Source organism: Litchfieldella rifensis (genome assembly GCF_042646605.1).
GTDB classification, from domain to species: domain Bacteria; phylum Pseudomonadota; class Gammaproteobacteria; order Pseudomonadales; family Halomonadaceae; genus Litchfieldella; species Litchfieldella rifensis.
Genome location: NZ_JBHRUG010000009.1, coordinates 136,691 through 160,891, shown reverse-complemented (window position 1 = coordinate 160,891; position 24,201 = coordinate 136,691). Strand labels below are relative to the sequence as shown.

Annotated in this window: 26 protein-coding genes; 13 read left to right on the top strand and 13 right to left on the bottom strand. The window is 64.8% G+C overall.

Annotation, left to right across the window (positions count from 1 at the left end; all coding sequences use genetic code 11):
* Positions 1-105 precede the first annotated feature (105 nt).
* Positions 106-735: a hypothetical protein gene (locus ACFOEV_RS04235; protein WP_386771887.1), complete on the top strand. Its 630-nt coding sequence runs from the start codon at positions 106-108 to the stop codon at positions 733-735.
* Between the two features lie 12 nt (positions 736-747).
* Here the strand turns inward: ACFOEV_RS04235 and ACFOEV_RS04230 are convergent, their stop codons facing one another.
* Genes ACFOEV_RS04230 through ACFOEV_RS04215 form a run of 4 tightly spaced genes read right to left on the bottom strand, consistent with a single transcriptional unit; the run spans position 748 to position 3,576 of the window.
* Complete coding sequence (locus ACFOEV_RS04230) at positions 748-1,074, bottom strand: AzlD domain-containing protein (RefSeq protein ID WP_386771886.1); 327 nt, start codon at positions 1,072-1,074, stop codon at positions 748-750.
* Positions 1,071-1,802, bottom strand: coding sequence for an AzlC family ABC transporter permease (locus ACFOEV_RS04225; RefSeq protein ID WP_386771885.1), 732 nt, complete (start codon positions 1,800-1,802; stop codon positions 1,071-1,073). The genes ACFOEV_RS04230 and ACFOEV_RS04225 overlap by 4 nt, the downstream gene beginning before the upstream one ends.
* A 32-nt stretch (positions 1,803-1,834) precedes the next feature.
* Complete coding sequence (locus ACFOEV_RS04220) at positions 1,835-2,683, bottom strand: AraC family transcriptional regulator (RefSeq protein ID WP_386771884.1); 849 nt, start codon at positions 2,681-2,683, stop codon at positions 1,835-1,837.
* A gap of 23 nt (positions 2,684-2,706) precedes the next feature.
* Entirely contained in the window at positions 2,707-3,576 is an 870-nt protein-coding gene (locus ACFOEV_RS04215) for an ATP-binding protein (RefSeq protein ID WP_386771988.1), read from the bottom strand.
* A gap of 114 nt (positions 3,577-3,690) precedes the next feature.
* On the opposite strand from ACFOEV_RS04215, the gene ACFOEV_RS04210 reads away from it, so the two are divergent.
* Together ACFOEV_RS04210 and ACFOEV_RS04205 are read left to right on the top strand one after the other, a co-directional pair.
* Positions 3,691-4,485: a M48 family metallopeptidase gene (locus ACFOEV_RS04210; RefSeq protein WP_386771883.1), complete on the top strand. Its 795-nt coding sequence runs from the start codon at positions 3,691-3,693 to the stop codon at positions 4,483-4,485.
* Between the two features lie 9 nt (positions 4,486-4,494).
* On the top strand, positions 4,495-4,752 hold the full coding sequence (locus tag ACFOEV_RS04205) for a hypothetical protein (protein WP_386771882.1): 258 nt from the start codon (positions 4,495-4,497) through the stop codon (positions 4,750-4,752).
* Positions 4,753-4,765: 13 nt separating this feature from the next.
* Here the strand turns inward: ACFOEV_RS04205 and aroE are convergent, their stop codons facing one another.
* From aroE to ACFOEV_RS04180, 5 genes are all read right to left on the bottom strand, one after another.
* Entirely contained in the window at positions 4,766-5,578 is an 813-nt protein-coding gene (aroE, locus tag ACFOEV_RS04200; RefSeq protein WP_386771881.1) for a shikimate dehydrogenase, read from the bottom strand.
* Complete coding sequence (gene hemF / locus ACFOEV_RS04195) at positions 5,575-6,510, bottom strand: oxygen-dependent coproporphyrinogen oxidase (protein WP_386771880.1); 936 nt, start codon at positions 6,508-6,510, stop codon at positions 5,575-5,577. The genes aroE and hemF overlap by 4 nt, the downstream gene beginning before the upstream one ends.
* 35 nt (positions 6,511-6,545) lie before the next feature.
* Positions 6,546-7,103, bottom strand: a complete 558-nt coding sequence (locus ACFOEV_RS04190; RefSeq protein ID WP_386771879.1) for an L-threonylcarbamoyladenylate synthase — start codon at positions 7,101-7,103, stop codon at positions 6,546-6,548.
* 120 nt (positions 7,104-7,223) lie between these two features.
* The gene (dprA, locus tag ACFOEV_RS04185) at positions 7,224-8,306 is read right to left on the bottom strand and encodes a DNA-processing protein DprA (RefSeq protein ID WP_386771878.1); all 1,083 of its coding nucleotides are present in this window, start codon (positions 8,304-8,306) and stop codon (positions 7,224-7,226) included.
* Between the two features lie 21 nt (positions 8,307-8,327).
* On the bottom strand, positions 8,328-9,434 hold the full coding sequence (locus ACFOEV_RS04180) for a LysM peptidoglycan-binding domain-containing protein (RefSeq protein ID WP_386771877.1): 1,107 nt from the start codon (positions 9,432-9,434) through the stop codon (positions 8,328-8,330).
* 200 nt (positions 9,435-9,634) lie between these two features.
* Between ACFOEV_RS04180 and def the strand changes: the two genes are divergently transcribed.
* The 7 genes from def to ACFOEV_RS04145 all read left to right on the top strand — a co-directional run bounded on the left by def (position 9,635) and on the right by ACFOEV_RS04145 (position 17,182).
* A complete protein-coding gene (gene def / locus ACFOEV_RS04175) occupies positions 9,635-10,147 on the top strand; it encodes a peptide deformylase (protein ID WP_386771876.1) in 513 nt (170 codons plus the stop codon).
* A gap of 126 nt (positions 10,148-10,273) precedes the next feature.
* Positions 10,274-11,272, top strand: coding sequence for a methionyl-tRNA formyltransferase (gene fmt / locus ACFOEV_RS04170; RefSeq protein ID WP_386771875.1), 999 nt, complete (start codon positions 10,274-10,276; stop codon positions 11,270-11,272).
* A complete protein-coding gene (gene rsmB, locus ACFOEV_RS04165; protein WP_386771874.1) occupies positions 11,269-12,600 on the top strand; it encodes a 16S rRNA (cytosine(967)-C(5))-methyltransferase RsmB in 1,332 nt (443 codons plus the stop codon). Before fmt ends, rsmB begins: the two co-directional genes overlap by 4 nt.
* A 103-nt stretch (positions 12,601-12,703) precedes the next feature.
* Positions 12,704-12,910, top strand: a complete 207-nt coding sequence (locus ACFOEV_RS04160; protein WP_449280234.1) for a dodecin — start codon at positions 12,704-12,706, stop codon at positions 12,908-12,910.
* Positions 12,911-13,047: 137 nt separating this feature from the next.
* Entirely contained in the window at positions 13,048-14,421 is a 1,374-nt protein-coding gene (gene trkA / locus ACFOEV_RS04155) for a Trk system potassium transporter TrkA (protein ID WP_386771872.1), read from the top strand.
* A 1-nt stretch (position 14,422) separates the two neighbouring features.
* Positions 14,423-15,871: a TrkH family potassium uptake protein gene (locus ACFOEV_RS04150; protein ID WP_386771871.1), complete on the top strand. Its 1,449-nt coding sequence runs from the start codon at positions 14,423-14,425 to the stop codon at positions 15,869-15,871.
* Positions 15,872-15,940: 69 nt separating this feature from the next.
* Complete coding sequence (locus tag ACFOEV_RS04145; protein WP_386771870.1) at positions 15,941-17,182, top strand: TraB/GumN family protein; 1,242 nt, start codon at positions 15,941-15,943, stop codon at positions 17,180-17,182.
* 62 nt (positions 17,183-17,244) lie between these two features.
* On the opposite strand, the gene ACFOEV_RS04140 is transcribed toward ACFOEV_RS04145, so the two are convergent.
* From ACFOEV_RS04140 to trkI, 3 genes are all read right to left on the bottom strand, one after another.
* Complete coding sequence (locus tag ACFOEV_RS04140) at positions 17,245-18,018, bottom strand: tRNA-uridine aminocarboxypropyltransferase (protein ID WP_386771869.1); 774 nt, start codon at positions 18,016-18,018, stop codon at positions 17,245-17,247.
* A 158-nt stretch (positions 18,019-18,176) separates the two neighbouring features.
* Positions 18,177-19,931, bottom strand: a complete 1,755-nt coding sequence (aceK, locus tag ACFOEV_RS04135; RefSeq protein WP_386771868.1) for a bifunctional isocitrate dehydrogenase kinase/phosphatase — start codon at positions 19,929-19,931, stop codon at positions 18,177-18,179.
* A gap of 113 nt (positions 19,932-20,044) precedes the next feature.
* Positions 20,045-21,529, bottom strand: a complete 1,485-nt coding sequence (gene trkI / locus ACFOEV_RS04130) for a Trk system potassium transporter TrkI (RefSeq protein ID WP_386771867.1) — start codon at positions 21,527-21,529, stop codon at positions 20,045-20,047.
* Between the two features lie 128 nt (positions 21,530-21,657).
* Between trkI and ACFOEV_RS04125 the strand changes: the two genes are divergently transcribed.
* From ACFOEV_RS04125 to ACFOEV_RS04115, 3 genes are read left to right on the top strand one after another with little or no spacing between them, the layout of a single operon-like run.
* Complete coding sequence (locus ACFOEV_RS04125; protein ID WP_386771866.1) at positions 21,658-22,458, top strand: pseudouridine synthase; 801 nt, start codon at positions 21,658-21,660, stop codon at positions 22,456-22,458.
* A 10-nt stretch (positions 22,459-22,468) separates the two neighbouring features.
* Positions 22,469-23,335: a tRNA cyclic N6-threonylcarbamoyladenosine(37) synthase TcdA gene (gene tcdA / locus ACFOEV_RS04120; RefSeq protein WP_386771987.1), complete on the top strand. Its 867-nt coding sequence runs from the start codon at positions 22,469-22,471 to the stop codon at positions 23,333-23,335.
* Positions 23,325-23,555 (top strand): DUF1653 domain-containing protein, encoded by a 231-nt coding sequence (locus ACFOEV_RS04115; protein ID WP_386771865.1) that lies wholly within the window; start codon positions 23,325-23,327, stop codon positions 23,553-23,555. The genes tcdA and ACFOEV_RS04115 overlap by 11 nt, the downstream gene beginning before the upstream one ends.
* 42 nt (positions 23,556-23,597) lie before the next feature.
* On the opposite strand, the gene ACFOEV_RS04110 is transcribed toward ACFOEV_RS04115, so the two are convergent.
* Positions 23,598-24,188: an ABC-type transport auxiliary lipoprotein family protein gene (locus ACFOEV_RS04110; RefSeq protein WP_386771864.1), complete on the bottom strand. Its 591-nt coding sequence runs from the start codon at positions 24,186-24,188 to the stop codon at positions 23,598-23,600.
* Between the last annotated feature and the right edge of the window lie 13 nt (positions 24,189-24,201).

Genomic DNA, 24,201 nt, shown 5'->3' with positions numbered 1-24,201 from the left:
CGGAGATCGCTGGCGCCAGGAGACAACGAAATCGCTTGGCAGTCGCGCGTGGCGGCCCTAGAATGCGCGCGCCCCGACGCGGCAACACTTCAGGAGTCACTCACCATGCATGCCCCTCGCTTCTCATGTCCACGCCTGGCGCGTTGGCGACTCTTCGCGCCCTGGTGCCTGGCCCTGCTGCTCGGCGGCTGCCTGGCGCTGCCGCAGACCGGCCTGTTCGCCATGCGTCTGGCGGTAACGTCGCTGGGCATCGAGGACGTGCGTATCGGTCCCTACACCATTCGCGCCGGCCTGGATACCAGCGATATCACCTCGCTGATCGCCTCCAGCCTGGGCATGGGCAGCCTGCCGATACAGGCGACCCTGGCCATGGGGCTGGGCCTGCCCAGTGGCATGCCACCGGTGGAGCTCAACGGCTTCGCCTGGACCCTCGACGTTCCCGGCGCCGAGCCGGTCAGTGGCCGCTACGCGGAGCGAGTGGCGCTGACCCCCGGCGACGACGCCAACCTGCGCCTGCCGGTGGCTTTCGACGTTCTCGACGACGGCCAGCGCCTAGCCCCCATGATACAGCTGGCCAGCCAGCTCGCCAGCCGTGGCGAACTGCCCGCCGGCAGCGAACTGGCGATCACCCCCGGCGGCGTGCGTGGCCTGGGCGTGAGCCTCCCGCCGGGCCTGTGGATGCCCACCGTGCGCCTGGCCGTGGGCGAGGACGGCAGCCTCGAGCCCCAGACCTGAGCGCGACAGCCATTACAGCGGTAGTTGTCCCAACAGCCCGCGCAGCACAAAGAACACCATCAGGCCGCCAAGGATGGTAGCCAGCAAGTGTCGACCGAGCGCCGCAATGGCGATGGTGACCAAGCCGGCAAGCAAATAGGCATTGTCCCAGTCTAGCGCCAACCGGCCCTCCGGCATCAGGAGTCCGGGCACCACGATGGCGGTCAGAACGGATACCGGCACATAGGGCAACGCCTGACTTAACCACACCGGAAAGCGCAGGTTCGGCCAGGCGAACAGGCTATAGCGGATCGAGAAGGTGATTGCCAGCATGCCGAGGATCAGCCACCACGGATTCATCGAGCCGCCTCCCCGGTCAGGCGGTTCCCGGCACGCCGCTCCAGCAGGACACCGACGACGATCCCCGCCACTGCCGCCACCAGCATCCCCGACTGGAAAGGCAAGTCGCGGCTTGCCAGCGCCGTGCCACCGGCAACCAGCGCGGCGGCCAGACTCGGCCGATTCCGCAGCGTCGGCACGACGATGCCGATGAATGTCGCCAGCATGGCAAAGTCCAGCCCCCAGGCCGTCAGGTTCGGCACTCGCTGACCGAAGAGCACGCCAACCAGCGTGAACAGTTGCCAGTTGGCATACATGGCCAAGGCCGAGCCCAGGTAGAACCAGTGCTTGCAGGATGAACCGTCATCGCGGGCATAGCGCTGCTGCACGACGGCATAGGCCTCATCCGTCAACCAAAATGCCAGCAGCACGCGCCAGCGAGATGGCAAATGCCGTACGTGGGGTTGCAGTGCCGCACTGTACAACAGGTGGCGCAAATTGATCACCAGCGTCGTCGACAGCACGACAGCGGCGCCGGCACTCCCCGCCAATAGGGTGATGGCGACGAACTGAGCCGCACCGGCGAAGACCAATAGTGACATGCCAAGCGTTTGAGCGGTCGTAAGCCCGGCGTCGATCGCCAGGCTGCCGAAGAGAATGGCAAACGGAATGGCCCCCAGAAGCAGCGGCAGGATATGACGGGCACCGTCTAGAAGCTCCCGGGTGCGGGAATCTCGCGAACAGGACATGGGCAATACCTCCTGTTCGCAGCGTGCCCGGCCTAGGGGGGCAGCGTCTTGAACGATCTTGCGCAGGCCTGGCGGTAGGCGCCCGGGCCGACGCCGTAGGCCTGCTTGAACTGTCGGGAAAGATGGCTCTGGTCGGCGAATCCCGCTTCCGTGGCGACCCAGGCCGGGGCCCAGCCCTGTTTCAACAGGGTGCGGGCCCGCTCCAGGCGCTGCTGCTTGAGCCAGGCATGGGGTGGCAACCCGGTGGCACGCCGAAAGACACGGGCAAAGTGAAAGGGAGAGAGTCCCACCATCACGCCCAACTCCTCCAACGACGGAGGGTCCACCAGGCGGTTGGCGAGGCAATCCCTGGCCAGCTTCACTGCCCTTGGTTCACGGCCCGCGACGGGTGCCCCCGGCAAGCGAGCATGACGCTGAAACAGCATCAGCAGGGCTTCGCGCCATACCGTCTGCTGCTGCAAGACACTGGAGCCCTTCTCCAGCAACCGGTGCAGACGCATGAAGGCCCCTGCCACTTCGACATCGTGCAGCACACTGACAGCGAAGGTCGGCAGTCCTCCCCGCGCCAGTTCCAACTCGTTCAGCACCTCAAGGATGTGCTCGGCTTCCGGGTAACAGGCTCGATAACTCCAGCCCGCTTCATGCGCCTTGGAACCGGTATGCACTTCATCGGGATTGATCAACACCATGCTCCCCACCGACGCGAGATGCTCGCTGCCTCTATGGTGGAAGCGTTGCCCGCCTTGCTCGATGACGTTGATGACGTAGCCGGAATGCACGTGGGGGGAAAACCGCTGCTCGACATAGTGGGCATGCAGCAGTTCAACCCCGCCCAGTTGTGAGGCTTGCCAGAAACGCGTCTGCTCATCGCTTCGCCGCATGATCTCGATGACTCCCGCTTGGCTCAGGAACGGCCGGCCAGCCGCTGGCGGCCGACCCACTGGCAGGCGAACTGCCAGGCGGCGCGACCGCTACGCCCACCGCGCAGGGTGGCGAAGCGAATCGCCTCCTCGTGCGACGCCGCATTCCAGTCTGCGGCATCGCCGAGTTGCCGCACCCAATGCCGGCAAGCCTCCAGATAGGTGGCCTGATTGAACGGATGAAAGGCCAGCCACAGACCAAAACGGTCCGACAGCGAGATCTTTTCCTCCACGGCGTCACCATGATGCAGTTCGTCGCCCACCAGGCGGGTGGCCTCGTTGTCGGCGAGCGATTCGGGCAGCAGGTGGCGGCGGTTGGAAGTGGCATAGAGCAGCACATTCTCCGGCGGCCCGGTCAGCGTGCCGTCCAGGACGCTCTTGAGCGCCTTGTAGGCATCGTCATTGCCCTCGAAGGACAGGTCGTCGCAATAGACCACGAAGCGATGCCTCTCATCGCTAAGCTGCTGCACCAGCACCGGCAGCCCGGCCAGATCGTGGCGATCGACCTGGATCAGACGCAGACCCTGTGGCGCCAGGGAGTTGAGCAAGGCACGCACCATCGACGACTTGCCGCTGCCACGCGCCCCCCACAGCAGGGCGTGGTTGGCGGGAAATCCCTCCAGAAAGGCTCGGGTATTGGCGAGCAACGCCTGTTTCTGGCGCTCCACGCCCAGCAGATCGTCGAGCGTCACCGCATCGCGCACCGCCACCGGTACCAGTCGCCCCCCCAGCGCGTGACGCTGCCACAGGGCGGCGATGTCGCGCCCCCAATCCACCGCCTGGGGCGACGGCGGCAGCCACTGTTCGGCGCGTTCGAGAAGCTCCAGCAAGCGCTGGGATAGCTCGGCATCCATATGTTCCTCCCGTGAACCGCGATGGTTGACCTGTACCGGTTTCGGGGTATCTTGTGGCACATTCATCCGCTTTCGTCCAATCGCTCTTGCGCTGGACACGACGAGGACAACCGCATGCGCTGGATCTCCCGACTCGCCATGGGCGCGCTCTGCATCAGCCTGGCCGCCTGCACCAGTTCACCGACAGGTCGCCAGCAACTGACCCTCTACTCCGACGAGCAGCTCAACCAGATGGGGCAGCAGGCCTTCAATCAGTATCAGCAGGAACTGCCGGCCGTCGGTGGCGCCACGCATCGCTACGCCGAATGCGTGGCCAGTGCCCTGGTAGCGGAACTTCCCCAGCAGCAGCGCGCGCAGAACTGGCAGATTCGGGTCTTCGAGGACGACTCAGCCAACGCCTTCGCCCTCCCCGGCGGCTACATGGGCATCAACACCGGGCTACTCGACATCGCGACCAACCAGGATCAGCTCGCGGCGGTGATCGGCCATGAGATCTCCCATGTGCTGGCCAACCACGCCAACGAACGGGTCTCGACACAGTCGGCCACCCAGTTGGGCCTGTCGGTACTGCAGTCTACCGCCGGCATCCAGAACGAGCAGATGCTCGGCCTGCTCGGTGCCGGCGCCCAGTACGGCATTCTGTTGCCGTTCTCGCGCCGTCACGAGAGCGAGGCCGATATCCTTGGCCTCAACCTGATGGCCGATGCCGGCTTCGATCCCCGCGCCAGCCTCACGCTGTGGGAGAACATGAGCGCGGCCTCGAATGGGCAGCCCCCGGTGTGGATGTCCACCCACCCCAGCCATGGCCAGCGCATCGATGACCTGCAAGCCGGCATGAACGAGGCGTTGGCACGCTATGAGCAGGCGAGTAGCGCCGGCAAGCGCCCCAACTGCTCAAGACCCGGTTAAGGAAAGCGAATGCTACGACTCGGCATGCTACTGCTGTTGGCACCCATCCTGATCCTGATGGGCGTGTATTTCTGGGAGCTCGGCGACGTGCGTGCCTGTACCCTGGCCGGCGGGCACTGGGACTACCTGGAGGGCGTCTGCCGCGACACCCCCCAGCCCTTCGTTTCCTGGCTGGAGCGATTTCCCTGGCTGGTCAACGGCGGCATGCTGCTGTCGGTGCTGGGCCTGGCGCTGTGCACGGTTGGGCTGTACGTCAAGAAGCGCTGACCAGCACCTCCCGCTATAGCGACGCGCGCAGGCTCGCCAGCACCGGTGCGGTATCGGGACGCTTGTGGCGCCATTGGAAGAACGCTTCGGCGGCCTGCTCGACCAGCATGCCCAGGCCGTCGATCGGACGAGCACCACGCTCGAGGGCCCACCGCAGGAAGACCGTGGGCTCGGCCCCGTACATCATGTCATAGGCGGTGGCGGTGGCCGCGAAGAGGTCGTCGGGCAGCGGCGGCAGGTCGCCGGCGAGGCTCGCGCTGGTGCCGTTGATCACCACCTCGAAGGGGCCTTCCACGGCCTCGAAGCCGCCGCCGCGAATCGCACCCAGGTCGCTGAAATCCGCCGCCAGGCTGACGGCTTTTTCAGCGGTACGATTGGCGACCAGCAGACTGGCCGGCTGCGCTGTCAATAACGGCTCGAGCACGCCACGCACCGCCCCGCCGGCCCCCAGCACCAGAATGCGTGCGCCGGCCAGGTTCACGCCATGCTGCGCGAGATCGCGTACCAGGCCCACGCCGTCGGTGGTATCGCCGTAGGTCTGGCCATTGTCGCCCAGTATCAGGGTGTTCACCGCCCCGGCGCGTCGGGCACGGGCGCTCAGGGTATCGCAAAGCCGGAAGGCGTCTTCCTTGAACGGCACGGTGACATTGGCCCCACATCCTCCCGCGGCGACGAAGGCCCGCCAGGCGCCGGCGAAGTCGTCCAGCGGCGCCTCGATGGCGGTGTAGGTGATGGCCTCCCCGCTCTGCTCGGCGAAGGCGGCGTGAATCTGCGGCGACCTGGAATGGCCTACCGGATGGCCGAAGACACAGTAACGATCGGTCATGATGGTTCTCCCGACGAGGATTCGCCCAGCCAGTCACGCGGACGCAAATAATCACGATAGAGGATGTCTTCCGGACTCCCTGGCTCGGGAATCCAGCCATACTGCCAGGTGGCCAGGGGTGGCATCGACATCAGGATCGATTCGGTGCGCCCGCCGCTCTGCAGGCCGAACAGGGTACCGCGGTCCCACACCAGGTTGAACTCCACATAGCGCCCGCGACGATAGAGCTGGAAATCGCGCTCGCGCTGCCCATAGGCCGTATCGCGGCGGCGACGCACGATGGGCAGGTAGGCGTCGAGGAAGCTGTCGCCGACCGAGCGCTGAAAGGCAAAACAGGTCTCGAAGCCGCCCGCATTCAGATCGTCGAAGAACAGCCCGCCCACCCCGCGAGTCTCGTCACGATGCTTGAGATAGAAATACTCGTCGCACCAGGCCTTGTAACGGGCGTAGACGTCGTCACCGAAGGGGTCGCAGGCCTGCTTGGCGACACGATGCCAGTGCACCACATCCTCAAGCACCGGATAGAAGGGGGTCAGGTCATAACCGCCACCGAACCACCAAACCGGCGCCTCCCCTTCCTTCTCGGCGATGAAGAAGCGCACATTGCCGTGGCTGGTCGGCACATGAGGATTGAACGGGTGCAGCACCCAGGACACCCCTACCGCATGGAAGCTGCGTCCGGCAAGCTCCTGGCGTGCAGCGGTGGCCGAGGGAGGGAGTCGATCCCCGTGGACATGCGAGAAGTTGACGCCGCCCTTCTCGAACAGCGCACCGTTCTCGATCACTCGTGAACGTCCTCCGCCCCCCTCCGGACGCTCCCAGGCATCCTCGCGGAAATCGGCGGCGCCGTCCTCGGTGGCAAGCTGTCGGCACAGACGGTCCTGGAGGTCGAGCAAATAGGTCTTGACGGCATCGAGATGAGGATGAGCCACAGGGCCTCCGGCAATCAATCGGTAAATACAGGGGATCAAGCGCGCAGGATACGGCCGCTCCTCAGGTCACGTATGGTGCTGGGGCGCTCATACCCCCCGAGTGGGCCGTCGACGATGGCAGCGAGCTGCGTGCCGAAGCGCTGACGAACCTCATCGGCTGTCATGGCCGGCGGCTCGCCGGCATGGTTGGCCGAAGTCGAGACGATGGGACCGCCGAAAGCGGCACATAACTCGGCCACCAGGGGATGGTCGCTGACCCGCAAGGCCACGCCGTCATGACCGCCGCGCAGCAACGGATGGGTACGACCGTTATCGGGTACCAGCCAGGTAGTGGGCCCCGGCCAGCTCGCCACCAGCGGAGCATGCAGCGCGTACGGCAAGTCGCTCAGCCACGGGCTCAACTGGGCAATATCCCCGGCGATCAGGATCATTCCCTTGGCGGGGTCACGTTGCTTGAGCCGCAACAGCGCCGCCAAGGCCTGATCATTGTCGGGGTCGCAGCCCAGGCCCCACACCGCTTCGGTGGGATAGGCGATCACCCCACCGGCGCGCAAGGCCGTCACTGCGGTCTCGATGGCAGCGGTATCACTCATGGGGACATGCTCCTCGATCAGGCCATTCGTCTCAAAAGACAATAGTTTAACATGGCCCGACGCCTGTCGGGCGCGAGTGATCGTCGCGAAGGAACAGCCATTCACCAACGTCGGGCTCTTCTACCCGGGCAGGCGTATCCACCCGCCTGCCGCCTGGGTCACCCGGCCCTCGAGCTCCAGTTCCAGCAACCGCAACTGACAACTCGTCACATCCTCGCCGGTCAGGGTGACCAGGGCATCCAGTGGCGTCGGGGTGTCGCTGAGCCAGCCCAGCATGGGATCTTCGTCGACCGGCCTGGTGACACCGGGCAGAGTGGCTGACGGCATACTGCCCGCCCAGTGTCCGAGTTCGGCGAGGATCTCGTCGATGCGGGTGACCAGTACCGCCCCCTGGCGAATCAGCCCCAGGCAGCCCCGCGCCTGAGGATTGTGCAGCGAACCGGGCAAGGCGAAGACCTCCCGGTTCTGCTCCATGGCCAGTCGTGCGCTGACCAGCGATCCGCTCTTCTCGGCGGCCTCGACGACCAGCACGCCCAACGCCAGCCCGGTCACGATACGGTTGCGGCGCGGGAAGAAAGCCGGTCGAGCACGCGTCCCCGGCGGATGCTCGGAGAGGATCAGCCCGCCCTCGGCGAGCAGGCGATGATAGAGCTCGCCGTGGCGCGGCGGATAGACGATATCCACCCCGCATCCCAATACCGCCACGCTGCGGCCGTGGGCGTCAAGGGCCGCGCGTTGGGCGCAACCATCGATCCCCAGCGCCAGACCGCTGACCACGCACCAGCCACGCTCGGCCAGCTCACCACCGAAACGGGCGGCATTGCCCAATCCGTCGCGGGTGGGGCGACGCGAACCGACGATGGCCAGTGCCGGCGGTGCCAGCGCCTCCAGATCGCCAGCCGCCCACAGCACGGGAGGTGGATCGGGCAGTTCGCGGAGCAGTGCCGGCCAGGCGGGATGATCGGGATGCAGCAGATCATGCGCCGGACTTGCGGCCAGCCAGGCTTCCAGCGCATCGCTTTCCACCTGCAGCGGACTGCGGCGGGGATGATCGAGCCACAGCCGCAGGGCCTGGCGGGCCTCGTCGGACAACAACGCCAGCCACCCCTGGGGCCAGCTCGGGCAACGCGCCGCCAACTCGGCCAAACGCCGTGGCCCCAGCCCCGGCAGTCGTGAAAGCACCAGCCACTCCTTGGCCGTCATGTCGTCTCCTGAACGCCGCTTTCAGCGCATGAAGGATGTCGTTGTCACGCGACCCGCCGTGTCGGGATCGTACACGCGATCGCCTACCGAGAGAGGGCGGCTGGCGCGCATCACCAGGCCATAACTCATCTTGTCGTAGGCACGAAATACCATGATCTGTCCGGCATCCACGCCCGGCAGACGCAGCGATTCGTCCGTCACTGGGTCGATCACCAGCTCGCCACGCTGCTCCACGGCCAGGACATGCCCCGGAGCCAGGCCATCGCGACTGCCGCGATCCAGGGCCACCACCTGCAGGCGGCCGATGAAGTGGACCCCGTCGGGCACCGCCAGGATGGTCCCGTCCACGCTACGCTGTGGTGCCCGTGGCTGAAACTCGGCGGTCAGCGGGAACGGCTCCAGCGGCATGACCAGGTCGCCGTTGCGCACTTCCTGGCGAGCCGACACGATCTCGAGCCGGGCGATATCGCCCTCGCGACGCACCCAGCGCGCCTGTCCCACGCTTTCGAGTTCCAGGCCCAGAAACTCGCCGCTGGCACTGTCATGGTAGCGCTCGCCCAGGCGATAGAGTCCGAAGCGGCCATGCTCCTCGACATCGCCACGAGCATAGACATGGTCCCCGGCGCCACTGACGATACGTCGGTCGTCACCGGCCACCACATAGGCCAGTTCATCGACGCGCGCGGGGTCATCGACGACACGGTGAGCGCTGAGAAAGTGCTGCACGGTTTCCAGAGGCAACGGGGGTATCGCCTCACGTCGCGGAATATGACGCACTTCCGGGGATAGCCTGACCACCTCCTGCCCCCGCTCGAGACCGAGGCGCGGCCGGCCATTTCGATAATAGAGATAGACGACGTCGCCAGGATAGATCAGGTGCGGATTGCGGATCTGCGGATTGACCTGCCACACCTCGGGCCATTGCCAGGGATGGCGCAGGAAGCGCCCCGCGATATCCCACAGGGTATCGCCGCGCACCACGGTGTAGCGTTCGGGCGCATCGTCACGCAGCCCGACCTGGGTAGGGCCCTGTGCCTGAGCCGATCCACTCGCCAGCCACACCAGCAGGGCCACCAGCACGGCTCCCCGCCAGTGACCGGCCCTGATGTCGCCATAGCCTCGTTTCATTCCCTCATCCCCCGCGCGGTGACCATGGCCTCTCGATGCTCGTCGAATATCGTTGGTTGCCGGGCACCGTGGGGCCCGAAATGGAACCATAGGCATTCGCTATCGGTCTGATGTACAAGCTCGCGGTTCCGTTGTCGGCATCCGCCCACTACAATACGTGCAATATTCTGGCATAACAGCATAACGGTGATTTCAACGCCATGGCCAAATTACCCATCCTCGAATTCCCCGATGAACGCCTGCGCACCAAGGCCGCGCCGGTCGAACGGGTCGACGACGAGGTGCGCCAACTGGTCGACGACATGCTCGAGACCATGTACGACGCCCGCGGCATCGGTCTGGCGGCAACCCAGGTCGACGTGCACCGTCGTGTCATCGTGATGGACGTCAGTGACGACCAGTCCTCCCCGCGGGTGCTGATCAATCCTGAATACCGCATCATCGGTGACGAACGCGAACCGATGCAGGAAGGCTGCCTGTCGATTCCCGAATACTACGCCGAAGTGCCACGTGCCCTGCGTGTGCACCTCAAGGCCCTGGGTCGCGATGGGCAACCCTACGAGCTGGACGCCGAGGGCCTGCTGGCCCACTGTATCCAGCATGAGCACGACCACCTCGAAGGGATCCTGTTCGTCGATTACCTGTCGCCGCTCAAGCGCGACCGCGTGTTGAAGAAAATGCAGAAGCGCCACAAGCAGTTGCAAAGCGCCTGACAACTCTCTTTAGCTCTCTGAAGGCCGGTCCTGACTCGATCGTTAGGCCGGTCTTCGTCGTTGGCCGGCCGTTTCCGTTATCATGTCGCCATCCCATCAGAATCGACGACGCCAAGGCCAAGCTCCATGACCCACCCCCTGCGCGTGATCTTCGCCGGCACTCCGGACTTCGCTGCCGCCAGTCTCTCGGCACTGCTCGACAGTGACCATCAGGTTGTCGCCGTCTATACTCAGCCCGACCGCCCCGCCGGACGCGGCCGCAAACTGACCCCCAGCCCGGTCAAGGCGCTGGCGTTCGAGCATGAGCTGCCAGTCCATCAACCGCGCACGCTCAAGGACACCAGCGCCCAGGCCGAGCTGGCGGCGCTCGATGCCGACATCATGGTGGTGGTGGCCTATGGCCTGTTGCTGCCCCAGGCTGTGCTCGACATCCCACCGCGAGGCTGTCTCAACGTGCATGCCTCGCTGCTGCCACGCTGGCGCGGCGCCGCCCCCATCCAGCGTGCCATCGAGGCCGGCGATACGGAGAGCGGGGTGACCATCATGCAGATGGATGCCGGGCTGGACACCGGCCCCATGCTGCTGACACGCCGCACGCCGATCACTGCCTCGACCACTGGTGGAGAACTGCATGACCGCCTGGCCGCACTGGGCGGCGAAGCCATTGTCGCGGCTCTGGACGCCCTGGCCGGCCCAGGACTGACCGCTATGCCCCAGCCCGAGACGGGGGTCACTTATGCCGCCAAGTTGTCCAAGGCCGAGGCCGAATTGGATTTCACCCAGCCCGCCGCTCGCCTGGCCGCACGGATACGCGCCTTCAATCCCTGGCCGGTGGCCTGGACGCTGCTGGGAACCGAGCCATTGCGCCTGTGGTTGGCTGAACCGGGCAACCGTCGCGATGACGATCCCGCCGCGCCTCCCGGCACCCTGCTCCCCGCCGACGTCGATGCCTTGCGTGTCGCCTGCGGGCCGGGCGGTGGCGATGTATTGCGTGTGACTCAGGCGCAGTTGCCCGGTGGCAGGGCATTGGCGGCACGCGACCTGCTCAATGCGCGGGGCGAACGCTTCGCCGCAGGCACATGCCTGGGCCAGATCGACACCTCAACGGAGGAGACTCGCCCATGAGCCAGGACGGTAAGCCACAGGTCGCCAACGGCCATACGGTTCGCGCGGCAGCGGCGCGGGCACTGGTGCCGGTGATTACCGGCCAGGGTTCACTGGCCAGTCTCGATGACAGCCAGGTGGTGCCGCGCGACCGAGCCTTCCTGCGTGCACTATGCTACGGCGTGTGCCGTACCCTGCCCCGTCTCGAGGCCTTGGCGGCCGAGCTGCTGAGAAGCCCTTTCAAGTCCCGCGACGCCGATGTTCAGGCCTTGTTGCTGGTCGGCATCTACCAGTTGCTCTATCTGCGTGTCCCACCCCACGCTGCCGTGGGCGAGACCGCCGGGGCAGCACGCACACTCGACAAGGCCTGGGCCACCCGAGTGCTCAACGGCTGTCTGCGTCGCCTGCAACGCGAGGCAAGCGCCTTGCAGGACAAGGTCGATCGCGATCCTTGTGTCGCCCTGCTGCATCCGACCTGGCTGCTCAAGTGGCTACGCCGCGCCTGGCCCGACGACTGGCGCGAGATCGCCATCGCCAACAACCAGCCGGGCCCCATGACGCTACGCGTCAATCGCCGTCACTGTGATCGCGAGGCCTATCGCGACCGGCTCATCAGTGCCGGCCTCGATGCCACGCTCTGTCAGCACGCACCGGATGGCCTGACCCTCGTCGAACCTTGTGACGTCGGTGCCCTGCCCGGGTTTCATGAAGGCATCGTCAGCGTCCAGGACGAAGCGGCCCAACTCGCCGTGGAACTGCTGGGACCGGCCTTGGCCCCACGTCCGGGAGCACGCGTCCTGGATGCCTGTTCCGCCCCCGGTGGCAAGACCGCGCACCTGCTGGAAGTCTTCGATCTGGACATGACCGCGCTCGACAGCGACGCGGTACGCCTGGCGCGCGTCGATGCCACCCTGTCGCGACTCGGCCTCTCCGCCCGCCTGCAGCAAGCCGATGCCAGCACGCTTGAATGGTGGGACCGTACCCCCTTCGATGCCGTCCTGCTCGATGCGCCCTGTTCCGGCAGCGGGGTGATCCGTCGCCACCCGGACATCAAGTGTCTGCGTCGACCGGACGATATTCGCGAACTGGCCGCTTTGCAGGCACGGCTGCTCGACAACCTGTGGCAGACTCTCGCCCCAGGCGGCACCCTGGTCTATGCCACCTGCTCCGTGCTGCCCGAGGAGAATGCCGACCAGATCGAGACCTTTCTGGCACGCACCCCCGACGCCATGGCCACCACCCCCGAGCGGATGGCTTGGGGCCGCCCGGCCGGTGCCGGACGCCAGCTGCTGCCGGCGGAACACGGCCACGATGGTTTCTTCTATGCGCGGTTGGTCAAGCAAGCATGAAGGCTTGCCACCCCGCGTTCCCCCTTGCCTATACTGGCGATAGATGCCCCCCGACACGGGCATCGCGAGGTAGCGAGCAAAACACAAGGCAAAGGAGTGACCCATCATGTCCCACGTCTACAAGCATATCGAGCTGACAGGATCGTCTACCGAGAGCATCGAGGATGCCGTCTCTCAAGCCCTCGCCAGGGCCAACCAGACCCTGCACGGCATGCGCTGGTTCGAGGTGGTGGACACTCGCGGCCACATCGAGGACGGCCAAGTGGCTCACTGGCAAGTCACCCTCAAGGTCGGTTTCACTCTCGAGTGACCCCGCCACTCCGGCATACTGCAAAAAGGGTACCCACGACCCGCCCTGTCCTGCCCGGGGCAGGTGATATATGCTAGCCTGCGTTCTTCGACGGCCGACCCGGCACGTCGGGTCAACAGCATGTGGATGGCTGATTCATGAAGATCATCATTCTGGGCGCCGGGCAAGTCGGCGGCACCCTGGCCGAACACCTGGCCCACGAGGAAAACGATATCACCGTGGTGGATACCAGTGGCGAGCGATTGCGCGAGCTGCATAACCGCCTGGATATCCGCACCGTATCGGGCCCGGCCTCCTACCCCATGGTCCTGCGTCAGGCCGGTTGTGAGGATGCCGACATGCTGATCGCGGTGACCAACTCCGATGAAGTCAACATGATCGCCTGCCAGGTGGCACACACCCTGTTTCGCACGCCGACCAAGATCGCGCGGGTGCGCGCCACCGCCTACCTGACCCGCAAGGGTCTGTTCGCCCACGATGCCGTTCCTATCGACGTCCTGATCAGCCCCGAACAGGTCGTCACCGACCATATTCGCCGCCTGATCGAATACCCCGGCGCACTGCAGGTGCTGGAGTTCGCCGGGGGCCAGGCTCAGCTGGTGGCGGTCAAGGCCTTCTATGGCGGCCCCCTGGTGGGGCAGGAGCTTGGCTTCCTGCGTCGCCACATGCCTAATGTGGATACCCGCGTGGCGGCCATCTATCGGCGTAACCGGCCGATCATTCCACGTGGGGATACCGTCATCGAAGCCGACGACGAAGTGTTCTTCATCGCCGCTCGCCGCGATATCCGCACGGTAATGAGCGAGCTGAGGCGCCTGGATCGCGACTTCCGCCGCATCGTGATCGCCGGTGGCGGCAATATCGGCGAACGCCTGGCCGAAAACCTCGAACACAGCCATCAGGTGAAGATCATCGAACACAACCTGGAGCGCTGCACGACGCTCTCCGAGCGCCTCGACCGCACCGTGGTATTGCACGGCAGCGCCACCAGCAAGCGCCTGCTGCTGGAAGAGAACATCGAGGACTGCGATATCTTCTGTGCCCTGACCAACGACGACGAGGTCAACATCATGTCGTCGATGCTGGCCAAGCGCCTGGGAGCCAAGAAGGTACTGACGCTGATCAACAACGCTGCCTATGTCGACCTGGTGCAGGGCGGTGAGATCGATATCGCCATCTCGCCGCAGCAGGCCACCATCGGCAGCCTGCTGACGCACGTGCGTCGCGGCGATATCGTCAATGTGCATTCACTGCGTCGCGGCGCCGCCGAGGCCATCGAGGCCATTGCCCACGGCGACTCGCGCTCGTCCAAGGTGGTGGGACGCGCCATCGACGAGATCGACCTGCCCAGCGGTACCACCATCGGCGCCATCGTGCGCGGCAAGGAGGTCTTGATCGCCCATGGCGACGTGGTGGTGGAATCCGGAGACCACGTCATCCTTTTCGTGATCGACAAGCGCCGCATTCGCGATGTGGAGCGGCTGTTCCAGGTCGGCCTGACGTTCTTCTGACATGAGCCTGCGCGTGATCCTGCGCATTCTCGGTCTGCTGTTGATGCTGTTCAGCCTGACCCTGGTTCCCCCGGTCCTGATCTCGCTGCTGTTTCGCGACGGTGCCTGGGAAGGTTTCGTCATCGCCCAGGGCATCACCCTGCTCACCGGGGCGCTGCTCTACTGGCCGAATCGCCTGGCCCGCAAGGAGTTGCGCACGCGTGACGGGTTCCTGATCGCCGCGCTGTTCTGGACCGTATTGGGGCTATTCGGCGCTCTGCCCTTGATGCTCGAAGAGACCTTCACCCTGTCGCCCACCGATGCGGTGTTCGAATCCTTCTCGGGGCTGACCACCACCGGTGCCACGGTGATCACCGGCATCGACTTCCTGCCCGAGGCGATCCGCTACTACCGACAGCAACTGCAGTGGCTCGGCGGCATGGGAATCGTGGTGCTGGCGGTGGCGATTCTGCCGACGCTGGGGGTCGGTGGCATGCAGCTCTATCGCACCGAGATCCCCGGACCGCTCAAGGATTCCAAGCTCACGCCACGCATCACTGAAACCGCCAAGGCACTGTGGTACATCTATGCCAGCCTTACCCTGGCCTGCATCGTCGCCTACTGGCTGGCGGGCATGGACTGGTTCGACGCCATCGGCCACGCCTTCTCGACCGTGGCCATCGGGGGATTCTCCACCTACGACGCCAGCATCGGCCACTTCGACAGCGCCGCCGTCGAACTGGTCTGCGTGGGCTTCATGATCGTCTCGGCGATGAGCTTCAGCCTGCACTTCGCCGCTTGGCGCGAAAAACGCCTGACCCAGTACCTGAAGGACCCCGAGGCGCGTTTCCTGCTGCTGTTCCTGAGCGGCCTGACCCTGGTCACGGTGACATTGCTGTGGGTCACCGCCACCGCCACCGGCAGCCTGGGCCTGCGCCACGGCCTGTTTCAGGTCGTCTCGATCGCCACCACCTCCGGCTTCGGCGTCGCCGACTTCGCCGCCTGGCCGGGGGCCCTGCCCTTTTTGCTGTTCGCCACCGCCTTCGTCGGCGGCTGTTCCGGCTCCACCGGGGGCGGCATCAAGGTGATCCGCATCATCCTGATCCTCAAGCAGGGCATGCGCGAGGTCATGCGCCTGATTCATCCCAATGCAGTGATCGCGGTCAAGGTCGGCAAGGTCAGTGTTCCCGATGGGGTCGCCCAGGCGGTATGGGGGTTCTTCTCGGTCTATCTGCTGCTGTTCTTCCTGATGCTGCTGGGCGTCATGGCTACCGGGGTGGATCAGATCACCGCCTGGTCGGCAGTGGCCTCGGCACTCAACAACCTGGGGCCGGGTCTCGGCGAAGTCACCAGCCACTATGGCGACCTTCCTTCCCTGGCCAAGTGGATCCTGGTGCTGGCCATGCTGCTTGGGCGCCTGGAGATCTTCACCGTGCTGGTGTTGTTCACCCCCGCTTTCTGGAGAAGATAGCCATGCCGTTTGGCCTGCCGCCCGCCATCGTGGATAATCGGACAATCATTCCGTAGAAGCCGAGCGTCAATGACCGACTCCCAGGACATCACCGCCAGCGAGAGCGAATCTCCGGTCGCTTCGACTGGCCCCATTCGCGTGGTGGAACGAGGCGATACCCGCTATACCCTGCTGGGTACCGCGCATGTTTCCGCCGAAAGTGCTGAGGAGGTCCGCCGCCTGATTCGCTCCGGCGAATTCGATGCCGTGGCCATCGAGCTATGCCCTTCTCGCCACCACAGCCTGGTCGAACCCGATGCCATGGCCGGTCAGGACCTGTTCCAGATCTTCCGTCAGGGCAAGGCCGGGATGGTCGCCGCCAGCCTGGCGCTGGGCGCTTTTCAACAGCGCGTCGCCGAACAATCGGGCATCGAGCCCGGCGCCGAGATGCGTGCCGCCCTGGAGGAAACCCGCGCCGACAAGCTACCGCTGCTGCTGATCGACCGCGATGTCGGCATCACGCTGAAGCGCATCTACCACAACGTGCCCTGGTGGCAGCGTGTTGGTCTACTGTCGGGCCTGCTCGGCAGCGTGCTGTCGCGCCAGGAAGTCTCGGCCGCGGACATCGAGCGCCTCAAGGAAGGCGATGTCCTGGAGTCGACCTTCAGCGAGTTTGCCGAGCAGTCCGAGTCCCTGTATACCCCGCTGATCAGCGAGCGTGACCGTTATATGGCCTTGCGGCTAGGGGAAGAGAACGCGGCGGAACGCTACCGCAACGTCCTGGTGGTGATCGGTGCCGGCCATCTCAAGGGGTTGGCCGAACACCTCGAACGGCCGTTGCCCGACGATCCACGGCCGGAGCGCGAATCACTGGAGCACACGCCGCCCCGCGCTCGCTGGTGGAAAGCCGTTCCCTGGCTGATCACCGCCCTGGTACTGAGCGGTTTCGCCATCGGCTTCTCGCGCAATATCGACCTCGGCTGGCAACTGGTCGGCGACTGGTTCCTGATCAACGGCGTACTCTCGGCACTGGGCAGCGTCATCGCCCTGGCCCATCCGGTGACGGTGATCGCCACCTTCTTCGCCGCGCCGCTGACTTCGCTCAACCCCACCATCGGCGCCGGCTTCGTCGCTGCCGGCGTAGAGCTGTGGATGCGCAAGCCCAAGGTCGGCGACTTCTCCCATCTGCGCCATGATGTCGCCTCGCCACGCGGTTGGTGGCGCAACCGTGTCTCGCGAACCCTGCTGGTGTTCCTGCTCGCTACCCTGGGCTCGGCGGCCGGCACCTGGATCGCCGGTTTCCGCATCGCCGAGAAGCTGCTGGGGGCATGATCGAGCGGCGGTAGCGCAATGCACGGGACGATACTGCTGCGCCCTAGCGGAGCGGAACGCTACTAAAACGCTCGCTCTTTTCTCTGCAACAACCGCTGCATCGCCACGGTCGGGCGCTCCAGCTTGTGGTGGGTGCGGCTGGCGGCGTAACTGTCGTTGAAGGCATCGAAGTAGTCGTCGAGGACGGCGGCTGCGGCATCATCGCCGGTCTGGCGCAACAGCTCGGCAGCGACCTCGGCGGTACACAGGTGCGCCGATGAAGCCGGTTTACGCAGCCGGTAACGGGTCAGACGTTGGGTCGCAAGCGGCAATACCGGCAGGCCGTCCAGGTAGGGGCTCTTGCGAAAGATGCGCCGCGCCTGACGCCAGGTGCCGTCGAGGATGATAAAGACCGGGATTCGGCGTTGTATCTTGGCGTCCTCTACCGCCTCCCTTCCGACTACCCGGTCGGCATAATCCGGCTGGTCGTCGGGAAAAATGATGAAGGGGGCGTAACGTTCATCCTCGAGCAGGGCCAGCAAGCGGGAGTCGGGCACGGTGCGGTACCAGGTGAAGACCTCCGTGGTCCCCAGCACGTCGCCGATCAAGCGCCCGGTATTGGTCGGTTTGTGATGCTCCAGAGGGTGGGTCAGCAGCCAGAAACGCGCCACGCTCCTGGCCGTCACCCGATAGGGACATAGGCAATTGAGCCTCGGCAGGTTGCAGCCGGAGCAGCGCTCGACGAAGCTGCCACGTGCCTTGAACTCCCGCCCAGGCGGCCGCAGATGGCCGGTCGCCGGGTCGTGGTCATGAGTCTTCACGGGGTGGACCGTTTCGGAAAGGATAGCGTCACGCATGGCGTTCAACACGAGCAGAATGGCCAGGCATTCTAGCATGTCCCGTGGCGGCTGCCCTCAGCCCAGTAGCGTCTCCCCTTCCCCGGAAACCCGTTGCCGCAGGGAGGCCGCCGGCATCACCAGGTGAGGTCATGGCTCTTGCGTCATGGTTGCCCGGATCAATAGATCAGCGAATGGCCGTCGGTGACGAAACGCTGCTTGTTGCGATACGGATAGACATCGATGACACGCCCGTCGAGGATGGCCTGCTTCAGCCCCTGCCAGTAGTCGGCATCGAACAGTTCCGGGTGCAGTTCATAGAACAGCTGTCGCAACCTGCGGTCAGCGAACAGGAAGGGGCCGAATTCCTCGGGAAAAATATCATTGGGCCCCACCGAGTACCAGGGTTCGTCGGCCAGTTCCTGCTCGGGATACATGGGTTCGGGAATCTTGCGGAAGTTGCACTCGGTCAGGTAGCAGATCTCGTCATAATCGTAGAACACCACCCGGCCGTGGCGGGTCACGCCGAAGTTCTTGAGCAGCATGTCGCCGGGAAAGATATTGGCAGCGGCGAGCTGCTTGATGGCGTTGCCGTAGTCTTTCAGGACCGCGTGGGTTTCCTGCTCGTCGCACTGCTCGAGATAGAGATTCAGCGGCGTCATCATGCGCTCGGTATAACAGTGCTTGATGATCACCTTGTCATCGCGGAGTTGCACCGTGGAGGGCGCCACCTCGAGCAACTCCTCGAGACACTCGGGCGCGAAGTGATCGGCCCTGGCGATGAAATTGGAAAACTCCTGGGTATCGGCCATACGTCCTACGCGGTCGTGGCGCTTGACCAGATAGTACTTCTCACGCACGTTGTCGCGGCTCATGTCCTTGGTCGGATCGAAGCGATCCTTGATGATCTTGAACACCGTGCGGTAGGACGGCAGCACGAACACCGCCATGACCATGCCACGAACCCCGGGGGCGATGATGAACTTGTCCTCACGCTTGGCCACCTGGCGGTTGAGGCCACGGAAGAACTCGGTCTTGCCGTGCTTGTAGAAACCGATGGCCGAATACAGCTCGCCCTCGGGCTTGTCGGGCATCAGCTCCTGCAGGAAGTCGACGAATTCACCGGGCACCTGAGCGTCCACCTGGAAATAGGCACGGGTGAAGGAGAAGATGATCGAGACCTCCTGCGGTTCGATGATCAGCGTATCCAGGTGCAGGCCCTCGCTGGCTGCCTGGTGCTCGCCGTGTAGCACCGGCAGTACCAGCGGCACCTGCTCCCCCGCGCCGCGAATGCGACCCACCAGATAGGCGCCCTTGTTGCGATAGAACACGCTCTTGAGCAGCTCGACCTCGGCGTCGTCAGCGTCGAGGATCGCCGCCGGCAGGTGATCGTCGAGGAAGTTCGCACCCAAACGGGTATCGCGTTCGAGATCCTCGAAGGGGGTATCCAACGGCGCCTCGGCAAGGGCCCAACGCAGTGCCCCGACCCAGTCGCCCTCCACGCGCCGGGTGCGTGTCAGGGTAATGCCGGAATGATGGGCGGCGGCACTGCGGGAGCTGTAGACGAACACCCAGTCGTTGCGAATATGGCGGTGATGGAAGATCGAGCAGAACAGCGAGTTGAAGAAGGTCTCGGCCAGTTCGTAATCGAGACGCTGGGCGATCAGCTCCGCGTAGTGGGTCTTGGCCTCACGCCAGCATTCACAGTTGGTCAGTTCCTCTTCCTCGAAGGTCCGCTGCAGGCGATCCAGGGTTTCCTCGACCTTCTCGTCATAGAGGTCGATGCGCTCGGCCGAGGCCTGCTGGGCTTCTCGCCAGGCGGCGTCGCGGAAACGGCGCCTGGCATCCGCGGTGATCTGCTTGAAACGCGAGCGATACTCGTCGAAGCCATGCAGGATGGTGGCGGCGAGGCGATAGGCAGCGGACAGTTTCATGGCAAACTCCGGGCGACGTCAGCCTGATAGCATCGACGATTGTGCTGCGCAAGGCGAGGCGACCATGGTGGAGGTGGCTGTAGTGCTACGACAACGCGAGCCGCGGTCATGACTCACTTGCGCCAGAACATCGGCGTCAGCAGCACCAGCACGGTGAGAATTTCCAGGCGCCCCAGCAACATGCCGAGACACAGCAGCCATTTGGCGGCATCGGGCAAGGGCGCGAAATTGCCCGATGGCCCGATGGTGTCACCGAGCCCCGGACCGACATTGGCCACCGCGGTGGCGGCGCCGGACAGCGCCGTGACGATGTCGAGCCCCAATAGCGCCAACCCCAGGGCCAGGCCGGCGATGGTCAGGAAGAAGAAGAACGAGAACGCCACCACACCGCGGGAAATATCATCGGTCAATGGCATGCCATTGTAGCGCGAGGAAAACACGCCACTGGCGTGGATCAGCAGGCGCAACTGGCTCTTGAGCATCTCCGCGGCGACCTGGAAGCGAAAGATCTTCATGCCGCCACTGGTCGAGCCACTGCAGCCACCGACGAAGGTCAGGTAGAAGAAAGCCACCACGGCCAACGGCCCCCACTGGCTGTAATCGTCCGAGGCATAGCCGGTGGTGGTCACCACCGAGACCACGTTGAACGTCGCATGGGTCACCGCCTCGAAGGGCGCGGTGCCCAGCCCGATCCGATAGGCGGCGAGCCCCGCGATCACCACGCCCAGCAGCCCCAGCAGGCCACGCACCTGCTCGTCATGCCACAGCGCCAGGCGAGCGCCGCGCACAAAGCGGATATACAGCACGAAGGGCAAGGCGCCGGCCAACATGAACAGCGAGCCCAGCCACAGCAGATGCGGTTGGTCGGCATAAGCGCCGAACGAGGCATCGCTATTCGCGAAGCCCCCGGTGGCTAGCGAGGTCATGGCATGAACAATGGCATCGAGCAGCGTCATGCCTCCCACCCAGTAGCTCAGCATGGCGATCAGCGTGAAACCGACATAGATCGACAGAGTGGCCTTGGCGATGCCCCCGGTGCGCGGCATGACCTTGTCCGACCAGTCGGAGGATTCGGTATGGAACAGTCGCATCCCCCCCACCTTGAGGAACGGCAGGATGGCGATGCCCATGACGATGATGCCGATGCCGCCCAGCCACTGCATGATGCCACGCCACAGCTTCAGCCCATCGGACAGATCCTCGATTCCCATCAGGATGGTGGAGCCGGTGGTGGTGATCGCCGAGACGGACTCGAAGACCGCATTGGTCAAGGAAAGCTGCGGGGCGCCCAGGGCCAGTGGCAGGCTGGCGAAGCCACTGATGGTGACCCAACTGAAGGTGGTCAGAAGAAACATCTGGCGCGGCTTGAGTTCGAGGGACACACGCCATGTCGTCAACCAGACACTCACCGCGGCCGCCAGTATGATGAGTATCGACAGGCCGAAGGCGAGAGCATCGGGGTCGCGTTCGAACAACAATACCAACAACGGCGCGGCCATGAAGGTGGCCAATACCAGCCACAACACGGACAAGACCTTGAGCACCGCCGCCCATTCCAGCAGATGGCGACGAGCCTGCACCTGTATGACCAAAGACATCGCAAGCTTCCCGACAGGACATAATGGCGCAACACTATAGCCGAAGATATTAGGCGTTGCCGACAATCGAGTGACATCCTTTCCTTGCGAAGCGACAATAGGCGCCCCTTTTCGACGTTGAAGTGCCCATGGCCGAGAGTCTGTCGGAAGCGACCCCCTCGAAAGCGGTCCTACCGATCGTCTATCGCGACGAGGACCTGGTCGCGGTGAACAAGCCTGCCGGGATGCTGGTCCATCGCTCGCCCCTGGCCCACGGCGAGACCCGTTTCGTGGTGCAGACGCTGCGCGACCAGTTGGGTCAGCGCGTGTATCCCGTGCATCGCCTCGACCGGCCGACCTCGGGACTGCTGCTGTTCGCGCTTTCTCCCCAGATCGCCGCCCGCCTGAGCGAGGCCTTTTGCGAACACCGCGTGGAAAAGCGTTACCTGGCGGTGGTGCGCGGCCTGGGACCGGAACGCGACCGCCTGGACTACGCCCTGCGCGAGGAGGACGGCAGCCGCCCCAAGGCCGAGATGCCGGCCATGGCGGCGGTTACCGAGATTCGCCGGCTGGACAGTGTCGAGTTACCGGTGCAGGTGGACCGCTACCCCCAGGCACGCTATTCGTTGATGGAAGCGCGGCCGCTGACCGGTCGCCGCCATCAGATTCGTCGCCACCTGTCGCGTCGCGGCTATCCGATCATCGGCGATGCCAAGCATGGCAAGGGCAACCACAACCGCTTCTTTCGCGAGCGGCTTGACTGCCCTAGGCTATTGCTGGCTGCCGTCGGCCTATCGTTCCATCATCCGGTCAAGCGAGCACGACTGCACCTGAGTGCCACGCTCGACGGCGACATGAGCAAGCTGTTCGAACGTTTCGGCTGGGCGGGTCATGTCCCCTCTGCCGCCATCCGCTGGGAAGACGACGAGGTAGCCTGTGCCCGCACATGACAATGCCCCGGTGGCACAAGACGAGCACGCTCGCGACAGCCACCCGTACGCCGACCTCCCTGACGACGACTACGATTTCCGTTTCGGCGGTATCCGTCGTCTGTATGGCAACCGCGCTGCCGAGGTTTTCCGCCGCGCCCATGTGGTGGTGGTCGGCGTCGGCGGCGTGGGTAGCTGGACGGTGGAGGCCCTGGCCCGTGCCGGGATCGGCAAATTGACCCTGATCGATCTCGACGACGTCTGCGTGTCCAACGTCAATCGCCAACTGCATGCCCTGGAGGGGACCATCGGCCACCCCAAGGTCGAGGTATTGGCCGCACGCTGTCGCGCCATCTACCCAGGCATCGAGGTGATCGCCGATACCGCCTTCGTCACACCGACCAACCTGGCCAACCGCCTCCCGACGGATGCCGATCATGTGGTCGACGCCATCGACAGCGTGGTGGCCAAGGCGGCGCTGATCGCCTGGTGCAAGCGGGCCAAGCTGGCGATCACCGTGACCGGTGCCGCCGGTGGCCAGACCGACCCCACGCGCATCCGCGTCGCCGACCTGGCGCGTACCGAGCACGACCCCCTGCTGGCCAAGGTACGTGCGAAGCTACGGCGGGACTACGGCTTCTCGCGCAACCCCAAGCGCCGCTTCAGCGTCGAGTGCGTCTACTCCGACGAACAACTGGTCTACCCTGGCAACGATGGCGAAGTGTGCCTGCAGAAGCCCGGCAACGGCTCGGTCACCCGCCTCGACTGTGCCAGCGGTTTCGGTGCCGCCACCTTCGTCACCGGCAGTTTCGGCTTCACCGCCGCGGCACGGGTCATGGCGCGCCTGGCCCGGCGAGCCGCATTGCCACCGCCACAGGAGAGCCACGATGAGCCATGAGCCAACCCAGCCGGTACCCGGTATCTATGTGCACTACAAGGGCGCACGTTACGAGGTCCTGGGCGTGGCCCATCACAGCGAGACCGAAGAGGCCATGGTCGTCTACCGTGCGCTGTATGGCGACTACGGCTTGTGGGTCAGGCCTCTGGAGATGTTCTGCGAAACCGTCGAGGTCCTGGGCGAACCGGTGCCACGCTTCGCCCTCGAGAAGGCGTTCTAGCCAGATGCTGCGCCACGACCAAGCCGGCAGGACCTCGACGCTTCAGCGCGCCACCGCTCGTGACAGGTGCTGCAGCAGATCGTCGAGATAGTCGCCGAGAAGTCGCTGCTGCATGGCCACTCCGGCTTCGGCACCGGCCGGGGCGAAGACCCGTTCGCCGCTCCAGCGCCATTGATCGACGACCCGATCGCCATCATGCAGGGTGGTGCGCAGCACGATCCGCGCCCGCGGCTGAGCGGCACGGTAGTCGTGCAGCCATTCCACGACCACCAACTCCAGAAGCCAGTTCGACTCCACGCTCCCATCGTGAACCACTTCCACGGCACCGCTCTGTGACAGGTAGTCCATCAACAGGTCATGCAATTGGGGGGACAGCGAGGCCCTCCACTGCGCTTGCGTGTAAGGCCGCCACTGTCGGTCCCGCTCGCTGTAGAGGATATCGTGCTCGCTGAGGTTGGCGGCCAGCCGCACCTCGGCGATGCCCAAGGCATCGAGCATAAGGGGCTGGTGTGGCGGCCGGGGCGTCTCCAGGTGGAGTGGCGTGGGGGCCTGGCGAACCAGGCCATTGGCACATCCCGCCAGGCTCAGAGCGAGTAGCGTTCCCATCACGAGAACAGGCGCCAGCCTCCTCATGCTCACCTCCTTG

What these genes read in the sequence shown, in the direction of transcription:
- ACFOEV_RS04235 (WP_386771887.1), top strand. Translation starts at nt 106, where the DNA reads ATGCATGCCCCTCGCTTCTCATGTCCACGCCTGGCGCGTTGGCGACTC.
- ACFOEV_RS04230 (WP_386771886.1), bottom strand. Translation starts at nt 1,074, where the DNA reads ATGAATCCGTGGTGGCTGATCCTCGGCATGCTGGCAATCACCTTCTCG.
- ACFOEV_RS04225 (WP_386771885.1), bottom strand. Translation starts at nt 1,802, where the DNA reads ATGTCCTGTTCGCGAGATTCCCGCACCCGGGAGCTTCTAGACGGTGCC.
- ACFOEV_RS04220 (WP_386771884.1), bottom strand. Translation starts at nt 2,683, where the DNA reads ATGCGGCGAAGCGATGAGCAGACGCGTTTCTGGCAAGCCTCACAACTG.
- ACFOEV_RS04215 (WP_386771988.1), bottom strand. Translation starts at nt 3,576, where the DNA reads ATGGATGCCGAGCTATCCCAGCGCTTGCTGGAGCTTCTCGAACGCGCC.
- ACFOEV_RS04210 (WP_386771883.1), top strand. Translation starts at nt 3,691, where the DNA reads ATGCGCTGGATCTCCCGACTCGCCATGGGCGCGCTCTGCATCAGCCTG.
- ACFOEV_RS04205 (WP_386771882.1), top strand. Translation starts at nt 4,495, where the DNA reads ATGCTACGACTCGGCATGCTACTGCTGTTGGCACCCATCCTGATCCTG.
- aroE (WP_386771881.1), bottom strand. Translation starts at nt 5,578, where the DNA reads ATGACCGATCGTTACTGTGTCTTCGGCCATCCGGTAGGCCATTCCAGG.
- ACFOEV_RS04190 (WP_386771879.1), bottom strand. Translation starts at nt 7,103, where the DNA reads ATGAGTGATACCGCTGCCATCGAGACCGCAGTGACGGCCTTGCGCGCC.
- dprA (WP_386771878.1), bottom strand. Translation starts at nt 8,306, where the DNA reads ATGACGGCCAAGGAGTGGCTGGTGCTTTCACGACTGCCGGGGCTGGGG.
- ACFOEV_RS04180 (WP_386771877.1), bottom strand. Translation starts at nt 9,434, where the DNA reads ATGAAACGAGGCTATGGCGACATCAGGGCCGGTCACTGGCGGGGAGCC.
- def (WP_386771876.1), top strand. Translation starts at nt 9,635, where the DNA reads ATGGCCAAATTACCCATCCTCGAATTCCCCGATGAACGCCTGCGCACC.
- fmt (WP_386771875.1), top strand. Translation starts at nt 10,274, where the DNA reads ATGACCCACCCCCTGCGCGTGATCTTCGCCGGCACTCCGGACTTCGCT.
- rsmB (WP_386771874.1), top strand. Translation starts at nt 11,269, where the DNA reads ATGAGCCAGGACGGTAAGCCACAGGTCGCCAACGGCCATACGGTTCGC.
- trkA (WP_386771872.1), top strand. Translation starts at nt 13,048, where the DNA reads ATGAAGATCATCATTCTGGGCGCCGGGCAAGTCGGCGGCACCCTGGCC.
- ACFOEV_RS04150 (WP_386771871.1), top strand. Translation starts at nt 14,423, where the DNA reads ATGAGCCTGCGCGTGATCCTGCGCATTCTCGGTCTGCTGTTGATGCTG.
- ACFOEV_RS04145 (WP_386771870.1), top strand. Translation starts at nt 15,941, where the DNA reads ATGACCGACTCCCAGGACATCACCGCCAGCGAGAGCGAATCTCCGGTC.
- ACFOEV_RS04140 (WP_386771869.1), bottom strand. Translation starts at nt 18,018, where the DNA reads ATGCGTGACGCTATCCTTTCCGAAACGGTCCACCCCGTGAAGACTCAT.
- aceK (WP_386771868.1), bottom strand. Translation starts at nt 19,931, where the DNA reads ATGAAACTGTCCGCTGCCTATCGCCTCGCCGCCACCATCCTGCATGGC.
- trkI (WP_386771867.1), bottom strand. Translation starts at nt 21,529, where the DNA reads ATGTCTTTGGTCATACAGGTGCAGGCTCGTCGCCATCTGCTGGAATGG.
- ACFOEV_RS04125 (WP_386771866.1), top strand. Translation starts at nt 21,658, where the DNA reads ATGGCCGAGAGTCTGTCGGAAGCGACCCCCTCGAAAGCGGTCCTACCG.
- ACFOEV_RS04115 (WP_386771865.1), top strand. Translation starts at nt 23,325, where the DNA reads ATGAGCCATGAGCCAACCCAGCCGGTACCCGGTATCTATGTGCACTAC.
- ACFOEV_RS04110 (WP_386771864.1), bottom strand. Translation starts at nt 24,188, where the DNA reads ATGAGGAGGCTGGCGCCTGTTCTCGTGATGGGAACGCTACTCGCTCTG.